This is a genomic window from Planococcus sp. TJ-301 (genome assembly GCF_058268475.1).
The window spans coordinates 1,394,751-1,417,120 of record NZ_JBZDOH010000001.1 but is presented as its reverse complement, the minus strand read 5'-3'; the positions used below and the strand labels follow the sequence as shown (position 1 = coordinate 1,417,120).

The window sequence follows — 22,370 nt, the reverse complement described above, 5'->3', positions numbered from 1 at the left end:
TTTATGAATATTTATCAGAGCTGCTTATGGCAAACGAACTCAACTTTAATAGAAGGAAGAGAGGAATGCTTTCTCTTTGATCCAACCTATTTTCCTCACGAATTAACACAAATTAAAAAATCGCTCCCAGACAAAAAGGTATACGTGATTTACACACATGCCGATTGGGATCACATTGCCGGATTTTCCGATTTTTCATATGGACATACGGTAGGCCATCATAAAATCAGTGAACGCCAAGACCCTATGGAGAAAGTTCGGTCTTTTGATCTACAGTGGTATGTCGCACGTGACAAAGAACTTGAGAATCTCAGGATCGATGAGGAAATCGTGGAGGAGACGACCAAATCCACCTCGGATGATCTGCTTTATTTTTTGCCCATACCGGGCCACACCGACGATATGATGGCTACGTTTTTTCTGGAGCGAAAACTTGTGGTAGCAGGAGACGTCTTATCAAATTTGGAATTTCCGTTTATTTTTTATTCAAGCAAAAAATACATCGAAAGCTTGCAGCGGATGAAAGAGAAAATAATCGAACATGGTATTCACACATTGATTCCTGGCCATGGCGATCCTATTTTCGATTCTCAACCGGAAATTCTCAAACGAATCGAAGATGATTTGGATTACTTGCACCAATTAATGTCTGGGAATAAAAAAGCTCTTTACCGGCAACAGCCAATTCCGCCCCACCTCATTCCACGGCATGAAGCAAATATAGATTTTGTTGGAGCCGAGTTAACATAAGTGGGAAGAAAATCATGCCTTGAATAGAATAGGCAGAATTTTTTTAGATGAGTGCATATTGCTGAAACTAAACGGTTCATTAATGTAGAGGAGCTGTAGCGAAAATGAACAAGCAAGAAGAAACGAATAACCCCGTTCCGCAGGGGAAATATGTTCCGGCAACGCGGTTTGAAAACCTGATTTATACCGCCGGGATGACCCCGAGAAATAAAGGCAGAATGATTCAATACGGGAAAGTCAGCACCGATCAGCCGGCAGTTAGCTATAAAGAAGCAGTCAGGCAAGCGGTTGAAAATGCACTCACTGCAGCCAGAAGTTTACTTGTGGAGCAGGAAGGGATTGAACAAATTGTTTCGCTCACCGTTTACCTGAATGCGGAAGACACATTTGAAGCGCATTCCACTTTGGCGGACTTTGCTTCTGAGTACTTATATGAACAATTAGGCAGCAAAGGAATCGGGAGCCGGGCTGCGGTCGGTGTTGCGTCGTTGCCGGGCAATGCACCGGTCGAGATTCAACTTATTGCCGCCGTAGCTGCTGGAAATAGAGATTAAACCTGATCTTGCTTTGTTGATGGGGTATGGACGGATTCGCGTGCTTGGAAAAGAACCTATTCTATAGTGTTTTAAATATAAGCGACATTTGAATGCAAAAGAAAGCCGCTCCGAGAATGCAACTTTCTCGGAGCGGCTGTTTTATTTTTAAGAGGAAAGCAAAATTCTCCTGAATTAGGCCGCTTCCTGCAAGAGAAAAGTTAAGCTTTACTTCAAAAGACGTTAAGCAGATCCGGCTTTTTGCCTTTCATCAACTGGAGCTTCTCCAACGCATAGGCCACATTCAATACTTTTTCTTCTTCAAAGGCAGGGCCCATAATCTGCAAGCCGATCGGCAAGCCGTCGCGGACACCGCACGGAATGCTCAAGGCCGGGAGCCCGGTTAAGTTGCCAGGTCCTGTAAAGCGGATCACTTCATCCAGGAAACTCAGCGTTTGGCCGTTGATGTCTACGGTGTTGTCGCCAATGAGCGGCGGCAGGAACGGCAGCGTCGGGCTGATGATGACATCGACTTGCTTGAATGCTTGTGCAAACTCATTGCTCAGTTTCCGGCGGATTTGCTGGGCTTGCAAATAATCCACGGCCGTCACCAATTCACCAAACTCCAGCAAGAAGCGGGTATCTTCTCCGAACATTTCCGGATGCTTGATCAAATTCTGGTGGTGGACGGCGCTGGCTTCCGATGTAATGGTGACGAGTTCGGCAAACTCCGCTTGTGACAGCGACGGGATTTTGATCGGTTCGATCCGTGCCCCGAGTTTCACCAATTCGTTGATTGCGTTTCGCACAGCTTCATCGACACGTTTGTCGACATTGCGGAAAAAGTAATCTTCATCGATGCCGATCACTTTGCCTTTCAAGTCTTCGGACAGCCCGCCACTGTAATTTTGGGAAGGTTTATCTATAGACGTCGGATCTTGCGGGTCATAGCCGGACAAGGTTTCCAACAGCAACGCGGCATCGTAGACCGTCTTGGTCAACGGTCCGATATGGTCGAGGCTCCAGGCCAAAGGGAAACAGCCGTACTTTGAGATTCTTCCGTGGGTCGGTTTCAAGCCGATAATGCCGCAGCTTGCAGCGGGAATGCGGATGGAACCGCCTGTATCGGTGCCAAGAGACGCGATGGCCATGTCAGCGGCAACGGCTGCGCCTGAGCCGCCACTTGACCCGCCTGGAATTTTGCTGAGGTCCCACGGGTTACGGCAAGCGCCGAAATGCGGATTGGTGGTCGTTGCGCCCCAGGCATACTCGTGCATGTTCAGCTTACCGGTAAAAACCACACCCGCGCTTTTCAGCTTCGATACGACCGTTGCATCATAATCGGGCACGAAATCCCGGTGGATGCCGGAGCCCATCGTTGCTGTTTCTCCCTTGAAATACATAATGTCTTTTAACGCTATCGGGATGCCGTGCAAGGGACCGCGGTAATTGCCGCTCGCAATTTCACTCTCAGCCGTTTTTGCTGCCTGTCTCGCTCCATCGGCTTGGATTTCGATATAGGAATTCACATGGCTGTCGTACTTGTCGACATTTTTCAGCACCGCTTCGGTTAATTCGACAGGGGAAATGTCTTTGTTTTGGAGCAACGGAGCCAGTTCGCCAATCGATTGTTTCGCTAAGTCCTGCGTCATTTCCCATCACCTGCTGGCACATGGGTCAAGCCGATGTCGTAATCGGCTAGTGCCTCCTGGTCCACGGTCGCTCGCATTTTTTCGAAAACTGCCCATTGACTCTCCAACATTTCCACGTGATGTTCCGGTACGTCGATGCCTTTGTCTTGCAAGATCTTTAAAATGTTCTGTGCCATTCCTTTTCCTCCCATTCAAATTAGGTTGAAAGCTTATGTGAGAACAAAGATGATTACGTCTACCTTATCATAATAGAAAGAATATTTTGATTAATTTAGTGTAAATGAATGAACAATGAGAAATTCATTTCTCAGAAGAAGAGGCAATGCCACGCAATGCTGAGCCTGCACAATAATAGAAGAAAGAAAATCCACTCCCAAGGAAACTCAAGGGGGTGGATTTCTTGTGCAGAATGAGGAGAGCCGGTCTGTTTAATAAGGAGTGGTCAAGTAAGGGTCACAGCTGGCAGCCGCTCCGGAATCATAGCCAAGCAGAAAAGCGTCGGTCCGCTCTTTCGGCGTTCCGTGCGTCGGATTAGGAGCTGATGGGTCTTGGCCGATATCCGCCAGCGTCCGCTTCACTTCCTGGATGTCCGTGGTGTCCAGAAGGCCGCGAGCGTTTACCGAATGGGTCCATACGCCCGTCAGGCAATCCGCGTTCAGTTCAATGCTCCGGGAAGTCGCTTTCGGGGCCTCGTCGCCGGTTACTGGCAGCCATCCGAGCTCGGTTTGCAGATTATGCGCGTATTCGTGAGCCAGCACAAAGGCTACGGAGAAATCACCGGCCTTGTATTCACTCGGCGGCTCTAAATTGGTTTTGTACGTCCCTTCCAATAGCTGAGCGGCCATTAGCTGCGTCATGACGATCTGGTCATCAAAGCCGCAATAAAATGCTTGCGCCGGATCGATCGGTGTTTCAATAATGCATTCGGTCTGGACCTGTTCTCCTAAAGCTGGGAACGAATAAGTGACAGCAGGTTTTGCATAACCATCCTTAACCATGATGGGAGACCAAAATGCTTCCACATCAGCCAAGACGTAGACAAGATAATCATGCATTGTGTAATCCGTCGGCAGATCTTTCTTGAACGCTGGGCTAGCTAAAGTCGATTCTTTTGCTGATAAGCCAAGAGCTTGGGGAACGACGGCTTTTTGATTTTCCGCTGCTTGTGGCGGAGCTTGAAGAGGGTTCCACCCGGGAAGCAACAGGAAGATGACCATGGCAAACATGATTTGTGCTGTCTTTTTCCACATAATGATCATCTCCTAGTTTTTGATTGGCAAATCCACGGGCACGGGTATAATTGAATTCTGAATTTTTAATAATTAATTATCATTCTATCATATATTTGATATTTAAATGATAAATTTTTAATTATTTTTAAATGTCTTGCCAAGTAGCAGAATACATAGAGGGTGATGGAAGGAACACCAGCACTATCGAAAAAAATCTCGCCACTGTGTATGACCAAATTGAATTTATTCAATTAAAATAAATGCCCCATAAACCATCTAAAAAGCTTCTTGAATTGGAGCTAATCACTTGGGACTGCATTTATACATTTGATTCGAAGAATAATTCAACCTGCTTGGATGCCAATTCAGATTTTCATCTAAAAGTGTAAACAATTTTCAAGGAGCAAAATAAATTAATTGAATTTTATAATAAATAATTGACTTTAAATTTTATTGCTAATACACTTAAAGAAGTTTCAGAACAAAAGTTAAGAAGAAGTTAAGTAATTCTTACTTTAAGGAAGAGAAATAGTTCGAAATAGGTTATTTTGTAAAACGAAAGGAGTGCGATAAGGACAGTATTCATAGAAAAATAAGGGGAATATCCTATAGACAGCCCCTATTCATTTTGTTTCAACTTACAGATGGAAATTTACGCTAAAAAGAGGAGGCACAAAAAATGAAGAAAAAACTGCAACTCCCGTTTATCCTGGGATTGATTCTCGTCTTGATGCTCGCCGCTTGTTCCGGAAATGATGGAGCGGACAACGCTGACAGCGGCGGTGAAACGCCAGAAGGAGACAAGCAAGGCGGAACACTTGTCTATGGCCGCGGAGCTGATTCAGTCGGCTTAGATCCGATCAATGTGACAGACGGGGAATCGATCCGTGTGACGCATAATGTTTTTGAGACTTTGCTTGAATACGATCAAAACCTGGAATTGCAGCCGAAGCTGGCGACAGAGTACAGTTCCAGTGAAGATGGACTGACGTGGACGTTCAAATTGCGCGAAGGCGTGAAGTTCCATGACGGCACTGATTTCAACGCGGAAGCGGTCGTCTTCAACTTCGACCGCTGGATGGATCCGGAAAACCCGTACCACCAAGGGGATTTCGCGTATTATCCGTTCCTTTACGGCGGTTTTAAAGGAGACGAGAACCACTTGATCGAGCATGTGAAAGCGACAGACGACCATGAACTGGAAATCAAGCTGAAACGCAAAACGGCGCCGTTCTTAAGTTATTTGGCGATTTCGATGTTCGGCATCGCAAGCCCGGCAGCGATTGAGAAACACGGTGAAAAGCTGAACGAAAACCCGGTGGGGACAGGGCCATTCATGTTTGAAGAATGGAGCCGCAATAACACCATCACGCTGGCGAAAAACCCTGAGTACTGGATGGAAGGAAAACCGTATTTGGATAAAGTCATCTTCCAGGTGATTCCGGAAAATGCGGCACGTTTGAATGCGTTGCAGACCGGGGAAATTGATGTGCTCGACGGCATGAATGCAACCGATACGACGATTGTGGAAGACACCGAAGGGCTTGAATTGCTCAAGCGGCCAAGCTTCAACATCGGCTATATGGCTTTGAACACGGAAAAAGAACCGTTCAACAATCCATTGGTGCGCCAAGCGCTCAATATGGCCATCGACAAAGACAAAATCGTCGATGCGTTTTATAACGGCCTTGCCGAGACTGCCACAAGCCCGTTGCCGCCATCGCTTTGGGGCTATGATGATTCCTTGGAGAAGTACGAATACAATGTAGAAGAAGCCAAAAAGCTCTTGAAAGAAGCAGGATTTGAAAATGGGTTTAAGACGAAACTGCATACAATGAGCAACCCGCGCCCGTATTTGCCGGAACCGATGAAAATTGCGGAAGCGATCCAATCAGATTTAGCGAAAGTCGGGATTGAAGCAGAAATCGTTTCGATGGAATGGGCGACTTATCTGGAAGATACGAAAGCCGGCGCGCATGAGATGGCGATGTACGGCTGGACCGGCGTTATGGCGGATCCGGATAATTTCCTTTATCCGAACCTCAGCAAAACAAATGCTACCGTGCCTGCACAAAATATCGCGTTTTACAAAAGCGATGAATTCACCGCTTTGATCACCGAAGCGCGTGAAACCCTTGACCAAGACAAGCGCATCGAGCTATACAAACAAGCGCAGCAGCTGTTTCAAAAAGACGCGCCGTGGGTGATGCTCGCTTACACGACGCCACCGCTTGCGCAGATGGATTACGTGGAAGGCTACGTGCCGCATCCGATGAGCAATGATTTACTGACAGACGTCTACCTATCAAACTAATTCCTTGGAGTGATTTTGTGTATCAACTATTACAAGATTTGTGTGAACTGGTGGGGCCGAGCGGATTCGAACAAGATGTCCAACGGTTTATCCTGAACAAAGTGAAAGATGGAGCAGATAGCGTGGAAGTGGATGCATTAGGCAATCTGATTGTCAAAATCAATGCAACCGATGCTAGCATGCCTTCGGTTTTATTGGCAGCGCATGCCGATGAAATCGGGCTTATCGTCAAAAAAATCGAGCCGAACGGCACGCTCCGTTTTGAAAAGCTCGGCGGTTTCGATGACCGCATTCTGCTTGCGCAGCCGGTGACAATAAAAGGAAGCGAAGGATACGTAGAAGGCGTGATTGGCACGCTGTCCATGCATTACGTGAAATGGGATGATCCGAAGCGCATCGATTCCCACCGGGAACTGTATATTGATATCGGTGCGAGCTCTGCCGACGAAGTCCTCGAAATGGGCGTGAAAGTCGGCCAGCCCATCAGTTATGGCAGCGGCCTGAAACTAGTGGGGGACAAAAAGCGCAACCGCGTTGTCGGAAAAGCGCTGGATGACCGCGCGGGATGTGCGGTGTTGATCCAGCTCCTCAAGGAGTTGAAGGATAATCCGGACCGCCAGCACGGCGACGTTTACTGCGTCTTCACCGTACAGGAAGAAGTCGGGCTGCGGGGAGCGTCCGTGCTGTCTCCCGCTATCCAACCCGATTTTGCGCTCGCGATTGACACAACCCCAACGAGCGACACGTACGATGTGTTGATGACCGGAACGCGCGTGCTCGGCGGAGGTCCTTGCATCAAAATTGCCGACAAATCGCTGATTGCCCATCCGCTTGTTACGGGGTTACTGGAAAAAGTTGCAGCGCAACACAAGATTCCGCACCAGATGGAAGTCTTCATGGGAATCGGCACAGATGCCGGCGCCATCCATATGACATCTACCGGGGTATCTTCCGGCGTCATATCCATTCCGTCCCGCTATACCCATTCGCCTGTGGAAATCGTCGATTTGGGCGATTTGGATAACACCGTCAAGCTGGCGGCTGGGTTCATTTATCAGTCCGGCGAGTTGGTTGGGAAGAATTTTTTGGATACGTAAATTCACATCGCTGGGAATAATTATCGAACGACTTTCAAAAATGTGTCGCTGTGGCAAATGCAGTTCCTTTGATAACTTAAATATGCATAAAAGAATAGCCATCTTCAATGAAATCAACCGATTTCAAAGGGTGGCTGTTTTTGTGCAATGACGCTTAGAATTATTTTCTTTGAAACGGAGGTTTTCTATGTAAAAGAAAAAATAGCTTGAAATCCCAAATGAAGAATTGCCCACGGAGCAATCTCAATGAAAAAGGCAACAGAAGCCTGTTTTATTTGAAGGGATTGTATGCAGAAAGAAACAGTGCTTTACCATCCAGAAGCTATAGACATAAGAAAAGCAGGCATTAAACAATCATATTCCCAAGCTGCGTTTGGACGAATGCGGTTCGCAGCTAAAAAGTAGGTATCAAATCATCAAAGAGTTTTTAGACGGATAAAAGCGGATATGGAGTTTTCAGAGGTTTCCCGTAAAATTTAGCCAGCTGCTTGATCAATGATGAAAAAAAGAAAAATCCAATAAAAAATCAGTTCAACTAATATATAGGGGGAATGGGGATGAACGGAACTTTGTCACCGGTGAAAGCAATCATACTAATTGCCGTATCAATAGCTATTGTGTTCGGCGGCATCATCTTTATAGACGCAGAGTCGACGATTGTGTTGCTTGCTGCCGGGACTGCAGTCATTATCTTGAGCTTGTTATGGGGAGTCAAATGGGACGATATCGAAAAAGGCATTCTGGATAATTTGCGTGCCATGTTTATACCAATTCTCATATTGCTTGCAGTCGGCTTGATGATCGGGGTCTGGATGTTGGCAGGTACGATTCCGTTGATTGTGTATTACGGATTGCTTCTGATTCATCCGAGTGTTTTTCTGTTTGTGGCATGTTTGGCATGTGCGCTGATGTCCGTAATGGCCGGAACTTCTTGGGGGACGATTGGAACCATTGGTGTTGCATTCATGGGAGTTTCGGTCGGCCTGGATATTCCGCTTCATTACACGGCAGGAGCCGTCGTTGTTGGCGCGATTTTCGGTGACAAGCTGTCGCCTTTATCGGATACGACCGTTATGGCAGCTGCCGTTACGGATGTGAAGTTAGTGGATCACATTAAACATATGCTGTACACGACGATTCCGGGATTTGTTATTTCCTTGATTGTTTTTCTGATTCTCGGCTTTCAAGTTGGCGGGCAAATTGAAAATGAGCAGATCACGAGCATTCTGAGTACGTTAGATGCCAATTTCAACTTGAATCCGTTGCTTCTGCTGCCGCCTGTTGTGATCTTATTTTTGATTTACCGGGGTAAACCGACCTTGCCTGTTTTTGGTGTCGGGATTTTACTGGGCGTTCTGCTGGCCGCCATATTCCAAGGGAATGGGTTAGGCGAGATCGCCGTTGCTTTAAATGACGGCTATACAGCGTCAACGGGTGTAGAAGTTGTTGATAGCATGCTGCAGCGGGGCGGCCTTGCCAGTATGCTCGGAACCGTCGCTTTGTTGATTGCCGCCGCCATTTTCGGTTCGCCTCTTCAGACTGCCGGAGTGATTGATGTCATTTTGACCGGCATCCAAAAAGTAGTCAATACCGGAAAAGGGCTTATGTTATCGAGCTTATCGCTTCATGCTTTCCTATTTATCATTACGGGAAGCTATTACGTAACGTTTGCTGTATTAGGGCCTATGATGAAATCGATGTATGACAAATACGGCTTGCACCGCAAAAACTTTTCCAGAACTTTGGAAGACTCGGGTACAGCATTAGCTCCTTTAGTTCCCTGGAGTGTCACTGGGGCTTTCATCGCTGGAACGCTGGGCGTCCCGGTTGTTCAATACGCGCCCTTCGCACCAATGCTTTACCTCGGAATCGTCTTTGCAATTATCTATATCATGACAGGTATCGGAATTGCAAAGGTCGATGTTCCTGGAAATCAAACAGGAAAAAAGGTGACCGCAAAGAAAGCCTTGCAAAACTAAAAAATCGCACGCTCAAACTTTAGCTCCTTGACAAGGAACAATTCTAAACTTTGCGGATTACACACCACAATTGAATGCGAAAGAAAGCCGCTGCCGGGAATGCAACATTCCTGGAGTGGCTGTTTATTTTTTTGCGAAAAGCGGAAATCCTTTAATATGTGTCGCACATTGGGAACGAAAAACAAAAAAAAGACAACATAATATAAGGATGTATGCTCAGAGGGAGGGCGTCTTTGCAAGTTTTCAAAATCTATTTCCTGATTAATATCAGTATGATTCTGGCTCATATCGCTTTGTACGGGGTGACAGTAATGGGGCTCGGAAGCGGCAATCAAGAAGCGCCGAGAAGTGAAATCATCAATATTTTGCTGTTTATGGCCGCACTTGGTGCATCACCGAACGTAATTTTGCTTATAACCAGTTTACTTAGAAAAAAACAGCTTAAAGAAAATACCCTCTGGGCCACAGTCTTCACTTTAATCTTGCTGCTGGGTTATCTGATTGTGTTTTGGCCCTTTGCTATGGAGTATTCGGCATAGATATATTGAGCTCTTGGTTTGAAGACATTAGTGCAGCGTTCCAAGGAAAAGAGCTGCTCTGAATCATTCTAGAGATGCACAAAAATTGAATACAGAAAAAATCCACTCTTAAGAACAAATTGTTCAAATGAGCGGATTTTTTTGATTTATGCAGAAAGCGTAATTGCCATAAAATGAGTTGCCCCCACTGCCGTTCTTTGCAACGTACCCCTGCCTTTTTTCGTGAAGATGGCTGGCTACACTATCGAGAGGAGGCTGAATCTATTACCTTGATAATCATAATCTGAATTTTCAGTATACGTTCGATTTATGGTGCTATAATGAAGTGGCATATATAGGACTATGATGTTGCTCTGCTTAAATGAATCTTATATGACTTTAAGTTATATCAGATTTTTATTAAATAAATTAAAAGGTAAAAATGAACTTAACAATTCCGGTAAGTGGCTAACACTAAGACAGACTCTTTCAAAATAACAACTGAAATTAAGCACAGTGCAAGGAATAGTTATAAAATGTTTAGCTAATAAGGGGTGGTTGATTTGGCCTTGAATAAGATTAATAAAGAAATGATTGATGGTCAACTTTTACAAGAGATTGCAAATGCTAAAGTTGCAGTGAATAGCGCTATTGCACAAATGGTAGAAATATCTAAACAAATATACGTCAATGCGGGATTAGGAAGTGATAGAAGAAACGGCTCGTTACAATTCCCCTATAAATCAATCCAACACGCTTTAAACAAAGCGATTGCCGGAGACACCATCAACGTCATGAACGGCACATACAATGAACGGGTGCAATTCACTAAATCAGGTACTGAAACCAATCCGATAACATTAAGAAACTGTCTCGGACATTGTCCTATTATTGATGGCACTGGACTTGAGTGGGGCGAAAGCTCAACAGGGGCATTGATTCAATTCAATCGCCACAGCCATTTGGTCATTGAGGGTCTTAGCATTCAGAACTCTGCGGCTTTCGGCATCGGGGATTTGAGACCGTTCCCAGCGAACAAGGATATGAGAAACATAAAAATCAGAAACTGTTCAACGGTGAGCACATTCGGTTGCGGTATTCATATCCAGAAGGCTTATGATATCGAAATAGCCAATTGCACAATAGTGGATGCTTGTGCTAACACATGGGACGAATGTATAACATTGAATGATGTAAATGGCTTTGAGATAAAGGACTGTAATGTATCAGACAGTTTCAAGGAAGGGATAGATGTGAAAGAAGGATCAAGAAACGGGAAAATCCATGGCTGTACGGTGAGAAACGTCCATTCAGTCGGAATCTATATTGATGCTTATTCAGGTCATCAGTACAACATTGAAGTGTTCAACAACACCATTTCCGATATGCCCGGTTCGGGGATTTCCACGGGGGCGGAAAACGGCGGGAAGTTGGAAAGCGTGGTCATACGGAATAACACAATTTTTGCTTGCAATCGCGGAATCAACATCGCTGCTTTCAACGAGGAAGCTGGAACGCCTTACGTGCTAAAAGACATCATTGTCCGCAACAACGTTACTTTCGATGTTCTGTATTCGGGCGTGTTCATCCCATCAAAAGTGGAAAACATATTAATTGAAAACAATGTATTGTTCACTGGCGAAGGGTCAGAGGGTTACGGGGTGCACGTTTACGACACTGCGGTGACAGACCTTACCGAACTGACTATCCGAAACAACCTTTTCCGTGAGTCAGAGGGAGGTGATGAAGAGCCGATCGGGATTGACGCTAAAGTGCTTCTGGATTTGGAGGGCAGCACGTCGGCTTATGGGACGGTGTTCAAAGACGCCACTGGTGCGATAACAGGGACAAGAAACTTCTCGTTAGCGATCGTTTCACATGCTCGGGGTACGGGGTACAAAGGTCAGGATATGGGGTCTCAATTCCAAGGAACTGAGGGTACTCCTGCAACAACTCAAATAGAATTATTTAAAAACAACAAAGAACTACCGATGACATCATCGATTCTTCCAAACGCCAACGCCTTTTATCGAAGCAAAACCATGTTTGTGAAAGGCGGAGCTGGAATAGCTGACGGAGTTTACGTTTGTATAAAACAAGCAGACAAAACGTCTGTCGGAGCAGCAGAAGTGATCTGGGGCTTCCTCGATATCATTTTGATGACAATACTCATTCCAAACGCCATCGCCATCCTGCTATTAAGCAATAAAGTGAAAGCACTGACAACAGAGTTTTTCACAACGGATCAGTTAGCAAAAGGGGGACGGAGGAACAAAAAATCCTGAACGATGCGGATTATGCGCGTGAATTGAATGCACAAGAAAACCACTCCTCAAATCAACAAATTTGAGGAGTGGTTTTTTTGTGCTAAAAGCGGACAGACCGAAGCAAGCCGATAGACGGGCTGGATATCATCGTTCAGGAACTGTACAGCTCGATTTCATTTCAAATGCACTCCTCGTATTTTGCAACTGAATACAGCAGTTTTTAAAAAATGTAGATATCTTATTTAAAGAAAGTTTGGCTCAAATCTAATTTTACCGCAAAGTTTTACAGTCTTCATCTCTTTAAAACTTACAAAATCTAGAAACTTATCACGTCTTAGGTATAATTGTTCAAATTCTTAATAAAACTTAGAATATTTGATGGTGACATAGTATATAAGGAGTGATATTATTAGCTTTAATTATTAGAAATTTCAGTTTTTTAAAAATATTTTATCATTTAGAAAGAGGTGTCAAACAGGGGAATGACGTTTAAGATGTGATGCCAGGTGGTTTAGGAAAAATTAAAAGAAAATCGAGGTGTATTTATGAAAGGAAGAAAAAGAGGGTTCTACGAAAACTATTTCAAACGTCTTTTAGACATTGTGATTTCTTTATTGGCAATTTTGGTTTTAAGCATACCCATTATAATATTTGCCTTTCTTATAAGGCTCAAGTTAGGCAGTCCTGTCTTGTTTAAACAGAAAAGACCTGGCTTCAATGAAAAAATTTTTACTATGTGTAAATTTAGAACCATGACAGATGAGAGAGATGCTGGTGGGAAACTGCTGCCTGATAGCCATAGACTAACTCAGTTTGGAAAGTTTTTAAGATCCACTTCTTTTGATGAACTTCCCGAATTATTCAATATTCTCAAAGGAGATATGTCCATAGTTGGTCCTAGGCCGCAATTAGTAAAGGACATGGTCTTCATGGATGCCCAGCAGAGAAAAAGGCATAGTGCACTACCGGGATTAACCGGTTGGGCGCAAGTCAATGGCCGCAATGAACTTTCGTGGGAAACAAAACTTGATTTGGACACTGAGTATTTAGATAACATTACTTTCTATAACGATTGCAAGATTATTTTATTAACTGTATTTATAGTTTTCAAAAGAGAAGGCATCAGCAATAAAGGGATGGAGACAGGCGAAGATTTTGGAGACTACTTGTTGAGAGAGAAAAAAATAAACAGCGATAAATACTTAGAAATTCTTAAAGAAAGTGATCAACTTCTTTGATTGCTTATACTTATTTGTCCCATACAATTTTTTTTGGAGAGCTTCCGGTTCCTGTGAGGAATAAGCGTTATTAAAGGATAAAATCAAATAATTATAAAACGAAAGCTCCTGACATAGAATTGAACTGATGACTAAATCAGATTCAAATCTTAAAGAAGGGGCTTTCTGAGTTAGAATATTGAAGCAAACAGCATCTTTATCAATCAATCGAGTTATTAACGGCAGAATCTGCAAATTTATCTGGATGTCTAGCCCGTCTTATTTTGCTCCAACTGCTAATAAGTTTCTTTTTTATAGCTTATATTGGTTTTAATGCAACGATTTTTTTTAGAGACACGAAATTCTTCTGTATCATTTTTTACAATTATCTTTTATATTTAAGTTTCTAACTAGGGGGTGGAATTAAATGAGAAAGAACTTTTTTGACAACGGAAAAGCTCTTGCTAGTGTACTTGGCTTTTTCTATCATGTGGGGCTCGTATTTTCGAGTCCATGGATAATAAATGCGAATTTCGAAGATTCTAGTAAAGAGGTTTCTCTGCTAACTGCTTTTATAAGTATGTTCAGGATGCCCCTATTTATGTTGATCTCGGGGTATTTTGCAATTTATTCTGTAAAGAAATATGATTTTCTATCATTTTCGAAAAACAAACTTTTAAGACTCGGTTTGCCTTTATTATCTACCTTGTTTATATTCGTTCTCTTACAAAATTTTTATGCACTTGTCTTGTTTAAAGGGCAATACACTTTGCAAGAGGTCGTGCAAACGACAATTCCCTGGAGTAAAAACTTCGACTTATCGCATTTGTGGTTTTTATATTTAGTCCTAATATACAGTTTCTTTTTATACGTCACTGTAGAAGTATTAAAAAAGTACAAAAATATAAATAGATTTAAAATGATGAAAAAACAACTGCACAATATGAATAGCATATCTTTGGACATTTTCTTTATATTTTTCTCATTTATCATACTCACATTGTGCTGGTTGGCAGAAAAAATTACACCATTTAATCCACACCTTATACCTATTATTGATTTCGGCACTTTCTTACCTTATTTTTTGTTAGGTGTATTACTTTATACTTTTTGGGACAAATATGAAGACCTTGTGTTGAGGTTCACTAAAAAGAGACTTATTACCATTTCGATTCTACTGATTGCGGCATCTTTTTTAATGAATCTAACTGTGAATAGCGAACATATTATTGGGTCAGCCGTTGATCAGCTATTTACTTTTATCGCGAAATACTACTTTTTGCTATTTGCTTTATACATATTGTATAAATACTTTAACAAAACCAATAATTTTCTTAGATATTTATCTGATTCTTCTTATTCTATTTATTTACTCCACCAACCTGTTATTGTTATAGTTTCTTACTACTATTTAAATTTTAGAAGCACTTCTACAAATTATTCATATATCGTGGTTTTATGTTTGTCTATTTGTATAACCTATTTGTTAGAGTTTTTCTTAATAAGAAAAACAAAAATAGGAAAATTTCTATTTACAGGTGTTAAAATTTCATGAAATTCGCGTCTCCAGTAATTTTTCAAATCAGCTGAATAACGCTAACTAAAAACTACCTGAAATTCTTAAATAGAATTTCAGGTAGTTTTTTGATTCAATATTCTAATAATTTAACTTGCATTTAACCTCCTATTCTTATGATAAAAGACAATTAGTTTTTCAAAAAAATATTTTGCATTAGAAAGGGGCAAAAGAATCGTGACAAATGGATATTTTATAATCTCTCTCGACTTTGAATTATATTGGGGGATGTTTGATAAAGTCAGCAAGGAAGAGTATAGCGATAACATTCTGGGAGTTAGAGTAGTCTTACCGCAAATATTAAAAATATTTGAGGAGAACGAGATATACGCTACTTGGGCAACAGTGGGCTTACTGTTTTCTGAAAACCGAAAGATCCTTATGGATAACATTCCCCAAACGGTTCCAAATTACAACAATCATGAAATGTCAGCGTATCAACATATTAAGAAAATAGGGCAAAATGAAATTGAAGATCCTTACCATTATGGTGCTTCATTAATCCGCTTAATTCAAGAAACTCCTTTCCAAGAGATTGGTTCTCATACTTTTTCGCATTATTATTGCTTGGAGGATGGACAAAACAAAGACAACTTTATAGAAGATTTAAAAGCATTTAAAAGGATCTCCGAAGGGGTGGAAGTATCGTCGATAGTTTTCCCAAGAAACCAAGTTAATGAGGAGTATTTAGATAGTTGCGCTTTATATGGCATTAAAGCTTATAGGGGAACAGAAAAGACAAATATCTATATGTCCGAATCTGAAAAAGAAAAAAATAGAGTAAGCTCTCGAGCCTTGCGTTTGGCAGATTCTTATCTAAATATTTTCGGACATAACACTTATAAGACGGAAGATGTCGAATTTAAGAAAGAGTTGATAAATTTAGCAGCAAGTCGATTTTTTCGGCCTTACTTTAAAAAGTTGAAGGTTCTCGAGAAAATAAAGCTAAAAAGAATATTAAATGACATGACTTATGCTGCTAAAAACCAAGAAATCTATCACCTATGGTGGCATCCCCATAATAGTGGAAGTAACATTCAAGAAAATTTACAGCAAATAGAACGTATAGTTCTGCATTACAAATATTTACATAATAAATACAATTGGAAAAGCAGTAATATGGGAAAACTGGCAGACACCATCATTCGTACAAAACAAGTACCTGAATAATTTACTAAAAATAATTATATTAGCTGAATTTATATTTTATGAGGTTCGATATTCCGCGAAACAGCTACTCTTGCGGGCGTCATTCCCAAAGCGTCCGAAGCGATGTATAAATCTGAATTTCTTTTGTTCAACTTATATAGATACTGAGTCAGATAAACAGGATCTAAGAATATGCCCAAGATAAGTAGAGTATTGAGAAGAAAGAGGATGCTAATAAGAGAGATCTGATGAAACGATGAAGAGGACAAAGATTTTCTTTTCCAGTTCATCTAGGAAAAATAATTGAACAAATAGATTCTTATTCTGCGGCTTCTTTAAGAAATGTAGATTGATAAATAGCATAAGTAATTGTTTTAAAAACACTAAAAACTGAATAATAAGAATTGTCTATCTTTTGAGAAAATAATAGTCTATTATATAAACAACAGAATGGAGAGTGAGACCAGGACTATGACCCCAATCAAAAATATAGAGAGTAATTGGAAAGAGAAAGCAAGGGCGTTACGGCAATCCAGCAATTTTCAAACCAAATGTTCTCGTGCATCATTTTGGATGACTAATGATTCAGTTGTTGAAATCTCTGGGCATAACCTATTTTCTCTTCAACAAAAATCTTAAGGAGTTGGCAGTTATATGGAAGAATCCATCAGTTTAAAAGATATCTTTAAAACAATGCGTAAGCATCTCGTCCTTATTGCATTTTTGACAATTCTTGCAATCACTACTACCGGCCTCATCTCGTACTTTGTCTTGACGCCTGTCTATCAGACATCGACAGAGATTCTCATCAACCAGAGCCCGGCAGAAACAGGTGAATTGATAGACCAGAACATTGAGGCTGATCTGCAATTGATTAAAACTTATTCGGGCATCATCAAGAGCCCTGTAGTCCTGGACCAGGTCGTTGATGAGTTGAACCTTGATATGACAACGGATGAGTTGATTGAAAACATGACCATCAGTAACGATGAGCAATCGAAAATAGTTTATATTTGGGTGGAACACCAAGATCCGGAATTAGCAGTGGAAATCGCCAATTCGACAGTTGCCGTTTTTGAAAATGAAGTTAGGGGTTTGATGAACGTCGATAACGTCACTATTCTTTCCTTGGCGGTCTTAAAGGACAACCCGGTTCCGGTATCCCCGAACCCACTGCTCAATATGGCAATTGCGGCAGTAGTTGGTTTAATGCTTGGAGTCGGAATCGCTTTTCTTCTGGAAAATCTGGATATGACAATAAAAGACCAGCAGGATATCAAAAACATCCTCGGAATCCCGGTGATTGGCATCATTCCGCTGATTGTCGAAAAAGCTGAAATCGGACAGGATGAAAAAATGACTTCCAAAAGAAGGGGGGAGATAAGCAATGGTCAGAAAGAAAAAGCCTCTCCAGCAGACAGCACGTAAGCTTGTCACATTTACAAATCCCCGCTCCTTTGAAGCTGAGCAATTCCGAACATTGCGCACGAATATTACTTTTTCATCACCGGATGCGGACATACGTACACTTGTCGTAACGTCAACAGCGCCATTAGAAGGCAAGTCAACGACCTCGGCGAACCTCGCAGTGGTATTTGCTCAAGAAGGCAGGAAGGTCCTCATGGTTGACGGGGATATGCGCAAACCGACGGCCCATTACACATTTCAAATTGAAAATACGGCTGGGCTTTCAAGTGTACTGACGCGGCAAACGACTGTAGAAAAAGCAATCCGCTCAACTGTGGTGGAGCATTTGGATTTGTTGACGTGCGGCCCCATCCCGCCAAACCCGGCGGAATTGCTGTCATCGAAATCGATGGATGAGCTGATTCGTCAATTGACCGACATGTACGACCTGGTGATATTCGATGCCCCGCCAGTGCTGTCAGTCGCTGATGGACAGATCCTTGCGAATAAATGCGACGGTACCATTCTCGTCATCAACTCGGGACACACTGAGAAAGAAAGTGCATTAAAAGCGAAAGAAGCGATTGAATCTTCAAATAGTCGCATCATCGGTGCTGTATTGAACAATTTCGTATTTCCGAAAAACAGTGGCTATTATCAATAATACCGCGCAAAAGAGTAAGAGCAGCCCACTTTTATCTCTTTCTTGCCCCTTCATAAAGCCACGGGTGCTACATAATGGTATATGTTAAAAAACTGAAAATCCAACTTTTAATAGCTTTATAAGTTGAACAAATGATTGTTCATAATTGATATTCCGCAAAACAGCTGCGAAGGCATGGACCCAAGCATTGTGGCTATGCCTTTGCGAAGAAGCAGCGTAGCGATGCAGTAGCAGTACGGTTTTCTCTGCTGTTTGCGCCATATCGAGAGATATCTTAGCGAAGCTATTTTCAATAGGTTACTTATTTAAAAAACCATATATAGATTATGACCTCTATTGATCCGTGAATTGTTAAATATAAAGATTGAAATTGGGAAGGAGCATAGCCCATTCATGAAAAAAGTATTAATGTTGGCCTCCGTTGCATCAATGATAGATCAGTTTAATATGACGAATATCAATATACTCCATAACCTTGGTTATGAAGTACATGTAGCCGCAAATTTTGAATTAGGGAATACCAGTTCAGCCCATAGAGTCAATGAATTTAAAACAGAACTTATTAGAAAGAATATTTCTTATCATCAAATAGATTTCTCCCGAAAAGCTACAAATATACGAACAAATGCTGGAGCATATAATCAATTGAAAATATTGATAAAAAAGAACCGTTATGAATTTATTCACTGCCATTCTCCAGTGGGTGGTGTAGTTGGAAGGTTAGCAGGAAAAAAGTTGAAGGTGCCTGTCATTTATACCGCACACGGTTTTCATTTCTACAAAGGAGCTTTGATGATCAACTGGTTATTGTTTTATCCGATTGAGAAACTATTATCGAAATGGACCGATACCTTGATAACTATTAATAATGAAGATTATAAAATAGCCCAGAATTTTCATTCACGACAAGTGAGTTATATACCCGGAGTAGGAGTGGATACTGAAAAGTTCTCAAATTTATCCCTTAGCAGCAACACAATTAGAGAGGAATTAGATATTCCTAAAAATGCATTTGTAGTTCTTTCAATAGGCGAGTTAAACGAAAACAAGAACCATGAAGTATTAATAAAGGCCATCTCAAAATTAAATAATCCAGACTTTTATTTTGTGATTTGTGGTGAAGGAACTTTAAAAAGTCGACTAAATGATCTAGCTAAAGAATTAAAAGTAGAAAATCAAGTGAAAATTTTAGGCTTTCGAAAAGACGTAGCAGAAATCCTGAAAGCTTCAGATGTCTATGGTTTCCCTTCGTTTCGTGAAGGGCTTTCTTTATCTCTGATGGAAGCAATGTCTTCAGAGCTGCCTATCGTATGTTCAAATATTAGGGGGAATAGAGACATAGTCGTAGAAGGTAGGGGGGGAATGCTTTTAAAGCCTCGAGATATAGAAGGTTTCACAGCAGCTTTGAATCATTTATATAATGATGAATCTCTAAGAAAACAGATGGGGAAATATAACAGAGAAGGAGTCTCGAATTTTGGTGTATTTAACGTAAGTAAAGAGATGAAAAAAATATATTCTGAGATGCATATTGATAGAAAGTATGATTTCGAGAGTAAAACTAACTAATGTTACATACATTGATTTTAAATATCTGGAATTTATTAAACTGACAAAACCCCTGCATTTAATTAATCCATACAGGTGAAAGTCGGAAAATTCAATGATATGAAAGGAGAAGGTGATTTGAAAAAATTTAGTATCATTATTCCTGTTTACAATCTTGAAAGTTATCTGGAAGAGTGTCTTGAAAGTATATTGAAACAAAATTATACCGATTACGAAATAATTCTTGTTAATGATGGGTCTACTGATAGGAGTGGGGAAATATGTAAAGATTATTCTTTGAAATATAGTTTTATTAATGTAATTGAAAAAGAAAATGGTGGAGCTTCTGACGCCCGAAATGTAGGCATCAACTATGCAACGGGGGAATATATCTTATTTATTGATGGTGATGATTATATTAACTCAAATACTTTAGTAAAAATAAGTGAAAATATTCAAAAATATGGAAATGTAGATGTTATTTTTCTTGAAGGTGTAAAAATATATCCTGATGGCAAGAAAGTGTTAATTAATGATGGTTATGAATTCGATAAAATATATGGTAAAGAAAAAAGCGAAGTGATTAAGCATATTTCAAAATTAAATAAGTTTCCCGCTTCACCTTGCACAAAAGTTATCAGGCGAAATTTCTTAGTGGAAAAAGAAATTTACTTTATAAAAAACTTACAGTATGAAGACATTGATTGGAGTTTGAAAATATATATGGAAGCAGAAAAGTATTCATATTGTTCTCATTTACACTACTTTTATCGTCAGAATAGAAGTGGATCTGAAACTGATGTATATACTGAAAAGCGTTTTTTAGACTTGTTCTACATTTTTAAAAAATGGATGAAATACGCTGACAGAAATAGCATAGATCTTAACTCCAAAGTTTTAATTTATAGTTTATTAGCATATGAATATATTTTTTTGATTTGGGGATATAGCTACCTATCTAGAAAACGTAAGGTAAAGCATAAATCAGACTTGGAAAAGCTTCAATGGATCCTCAACTTTCGTCATGATAAACGGACGAAGCTAATTAAATATATTTGTCATTTTGCAGGTATTAACCTGACTGCTAAATTATCAATGATTTACTTCCAACTTGTAACTGTCAGCCTATCAAAAAAATGACGAATCTGATGCTTTCAAATGACTCGGAAATATTTCCCAAGTGGTTCAAGAATCCAATGATGGTTGAATCAGGATGGAGAATAGAATAGGAAAGTTGTATCGGAAAATATAAAAGAGGAAGTAAATTAAATAATCTTGGTGGGGTGATTACGATGAAATTATTATTTGTTGCTCGAAATATGGAGATGGGTGGGATTCAAAAAGCTCTTGTCAATACTATTAAAGAGTTAAGTAAAGATGAAGAATTTGAAATAGATGTATTTATATTTGGGAGAGGGGCTCTCATTGAGGAGCTTCCAGAAAATATTAATCTATATTTTGGTTCTTTGCTTTTAAGGCTGGTTTCTACACCTTTTTCAACAGTCCGAAAAAATGAGAGCTACTTACATATATTTTTAAGAATAGCATGTATGCTGGGCGTCAGAATTATAGGGATTAAAAATTTTTATAGTTTACTTTTTAAAATGCAAAGAAAATTTAAAGGATATGACATTGCAATCTCTTACTTTAATGATATACAAACTGGTTATTTTAATCGGGGAACAAATCAGTTCGTTATTGAAAATACGCACGCCAAAAAAATTGCCTGGATTCATACAGATCCCATCGAAGCGGGTTTTAAATTTAAAAACTCTTTAAATACCTATAAAGATTTTGACAAAGTTGTTTGTGTGTCGGAAGCTTGCAAGCAAAAATTTCATAAACTTATTCCTGAGTTCGGATTTAAAACTCATGTAGTTTATAATTTTTTCCCTATAGAAGAAATAAAGAAAAAAGCGAGTGTTCTCAATCCAATTGAAAAAAAGACAATTAATTTAGTCTCAGTTGGCCGTATAGACAATTCAACAAAACGTTTTCACTTAATTCCCGAAATAAGCAAACTATTAAAAGAGTCCTCTATTTTAAATTATAAATGGATAGTGGTTGGTGATGGACCAGATATGGAATTGAATAAACAATTGGTGGAAAAATTAAGAGTTTCAGATTTCGTCGAATTTGTGGGCGAAAAAATTAATCCATATCCTTATATCGAAAAAAGCGATCTGTTTGTGCTTACTTCCGCTTATGAAGGCTACCCTATGGTTGTTGGGGAATCAATAATTCTTGGAACACCTGTGTTATCAACTAATTATTCTGCTGCACACGAACAAATAATGAATAATCACAATGGAATTATCACCGGAATGGAATTAGAAGACTTATTCGCGGGTCTAAAAGATATTCTGGAAAATCCCGAAAAACTTGGTGATTTGAAAAAAAATAGTGAAAAGGGAGGTTTTTCAAATTCGAATACAATGAAGCAATTTCTGGAGGTAATAAAATAATT

General features: G+C 40.5%; 18 protein-coding genes. 15 read left to right on the top strand and 3 right to left on the bottom strand.

Features of this window, described 5'->3' with window-relative positions:
- Window positions 1-3: 3 nt before the first annotated feature.
- Together AC4EHJ_RS07075 and AC4EHJ_RS07070 are read left to right on the top strand one after the other, a co-directional pair.
- Window positions 4-750 (top strand): MBL fold metallo-hydrolase, encoded by a 747-nt coding sequence (locus tag AC4EHJ_RS07075; protein WP_490974859.1) that lies wholly within the window; start codon window positions 4-6, stop codon window positions 748-750.
- A gap of 104 nt (window positions 751-854) precedes the next feature.
- The gene (locus AC4EHJ_RS07070) at window positions 855-1,304 is read left to right on the top strand and encodes a RidA family protein (protein WP_490974858.1); all 450 of its coding nucleotides are present in this window, start codon (window positions 855-857) and stop codon (window positions 1,302-1,304) included.
- A gap of 212 nt (window positions 1,305-1,516) precedes the next feature.
- Here AC4EHJ_RS07070 and AC4EHJ_RS07065 read toward each other — a convergent pair whose 3' ends face one another.
- The 3 genes from AC4EHJ_RS07065 to AC4EHJ_RS07055 form a co-directional block, all read right to left on the bottom strand.
- On the bottom strand, window positions 1,517-2,935 hold the full coding sequence (locus AC4EHJ_RS07065; RefSeq protein WP_490974857.1) for an amidase: 1,419 nt from the start codon (window positions 2,933-2,935) through the stop codon (window positions 1,517-1,519).
- Window positions 2,932-3,111, bottom strand: coding sequence for a hypothetical protein (locus AC4EHJ_RS07060; protein ID WP_490974856.1), 180 nt, complete (start codon window positions 3,109-3,111; stop codon window positions 2,932-2,934). The genes AC4EHJ_RS07065 and AC4EHJ_RS07060 overlap by 4 nt, the downstream gene beginning before the upstream one ends.
- Before the next feature lie 252 nt (window positions 3,112-3,363).
- Window positions 3,364-4,185, bottom strand: a complete 822-nt coding sequence (locus AC4EHJ_RS07055; RefSeq protein WP_490974855.1) for a neutral zinc metallopeptidase — start codon at window positions 4,183-4,185, stop codon at window positions 3,364-3,366.
- A gap of 661 nt (window positions 4,186-4,846) precedes the next feature.
- Here AC4EHJ_RS07055 and AC4EHJ_RS07050 point away from each other — a divergent pair.
- The 13 genes from AC4EHJ_RS07050 to AC4EHJ_RS06990 all read left to right on the top strand — a co-directional run bounded on the left by AC4EHJ_RS07050 (window position 4,847) and on the right by AC4EHJ_RS06990 (window position 22,368).
- The gene (locus AC4EHJ_RS07050) at window positions 4,847-6,481 is read left to right on the top strand and encodes an ABC transporter substrate-binding protein (RefSeq protein WP_490974854.1); all 1,635 of its coding nucleotides are present in this window, start codon (window positions 4,847-4,849) and stop codon (window positions 6,479-6,481) included.
- 17 nt (window positions 6,482-6,498) lie between these two features.
- A complete protein-coding gene (locus tag AC4EHJ_RS07045; RefSeq protein WP_490974853.1) occupies window positions 6,499-7,578 on the top strand; it encodes a M42 family metallopeptidase in 1,080 nt (359 codons plus the stop codon).
- A gap of 557 nt (window positions 7,579-8,135) precedes the next feature.
- Window positions 8,136-9,557 carry a Na+/H+ antiporter NhaC gene (gene nhaC / locus AC4EHJ_RS07040; RefSeq protein WP_490974852.1) on the top strand — a complete coding sequence of 474 codons (1,422 nt, stop codon included), beginning with the start codon at window positions 8,136-8,138 and terminating at the stop codon, window positions 9,555-9,557.
- Between the two features lie 233 nt (window positions 9,558-9,790).
- Window positions 9,791-10,096 carry a hypothetical protein gene (locus AC4EHJ_RS07035; RefSeq protein ID WP_490974851.1) on the top strand — a complete coding sequence of 102 codons (306 nt, stop codon included), beginning with the start codon at window positions 9,791-9,793 and terminating at the stop codon, window positions 10,094-10,096.
- Window positions 10,097-10,638: 542 nt separating this feature from the next.
- A complete protein-coding gene (locus AC4EHJ_RS07030; RefSeq protein WP_490974850.1) occupies window positions 10,639-12,360 on the top strand; it encodes a right-handed parallel beta-helix repeat-containing protein in 1,722 nt (573 codons plus the stop codon).
- A 527-nt stretch (window positions 12,361-12,887) separates the two neighbouring features.
- Window positions 12,888-13,580 carry a sugar transferase gene (locus AC4EHJ_RS07025; RefSeq protein WP_490974849.1) on the top strand — a complete coding sequence of 231 codons (693 nt, stop codon included), beginning with the start codon at window positions 12,888-12,890 and terminating at the stop codon, window positions 13,578-13,580.
- A gap of 406 nt (window positions 13,581-13,986) precedes the next feature.
- On the top strand, window positions 13,987-15,114 hold the full coding sequence (locus tag AC4EHJ_RS07020; protein ID WP_490974848.1) for an acyltransferase family protein: 1,128 nt from the start codon (window positions 13,987-13,989) through the stop codon (window positions 15,112-15,114).
- A 198-nt stretch (window positions 15,115-15,312) separates the two neighbouring features.
- Window positions 15,313-16,305 (top strand): polysaccharide deacetylase family protein, encoded by a 993-nt coding sequence (locus tag AC4EHJ_RS07015; protein ID WP_490974847.1) that lies wholly within the window; start codon window positions 15,313-15,315, stop codon window positions 16,303-16,305.
- A gap of 633 nt (window positions 16,306-16,938) precedes the next feature.
- Window positions 16,939-17,712: a YveK family protein gene (locus AC4EHJ_RS07010; protein ID WP_490974846.1), complete on the top strand. Its 774-nt coding sequence runs from the start codon at window positions 16,939-16,941 to the stop codon at window positions 17,710-17,712.
- On the top strand, window positions 17,672-18,355 hold the full coding sequence (locus tag AC4EHJ_RS07005) for a CpsD/CapB family tyrosine-protein kinase (RefSeq protein ID WP_490974845.1): 684 nt from the start codon (window positions 17,672-17,674) through the stop codon (window positions 18,353-18,355). Before AC4EHJ_RS07010 ends, AC4EHJ_RS07005 begins: the two co-directional genes overlap by 41 nt.
- 393 nt (window positions 18,356-18,748) lie before the next feature.
- Complete coding sequence (locus AC4EHJ_RS07000; RefSeq protein ID WP_490974844.1) at window positions 18,749-19,924, top strand: glycosyltransferase family 4 protein; 1,176 nt, start codon at window positions 18,749-18,751, stop codon at window positions 19,922-19,924.
- Window positions 19,925-20,041: 117 nt separating this feature from the next.
- The gene (locus AC4EHJ_RS06995) at window positions 20,042-21,043 is read left to right on the top strand and encodes a glycosyltransferase family 2 protein (protein WP_490974843.1); all 1,002 of its coding nucleotides are present in this window, start codon (window positions 20,042-20,044) and stop codon (window positions 21,041-21,043) included.
- A gap of 152 nt (window positions 21,044-21,195) precedes the next feature.
- Window positions 21,196-22,368: a glycosyltransferase gene (locus AC4EHJ_RS06990; RefSeq protein ID WP_490974842.1), complete on the top strand. Its 1,173-nt coding sequence runs from the start codon at window positions 21,196-21,198 to the stop codon at window positions 22,366-22,368.
- The last annotated feature ends 2 nt before the right edge of the window (window positions 22,369-22,370 follow it).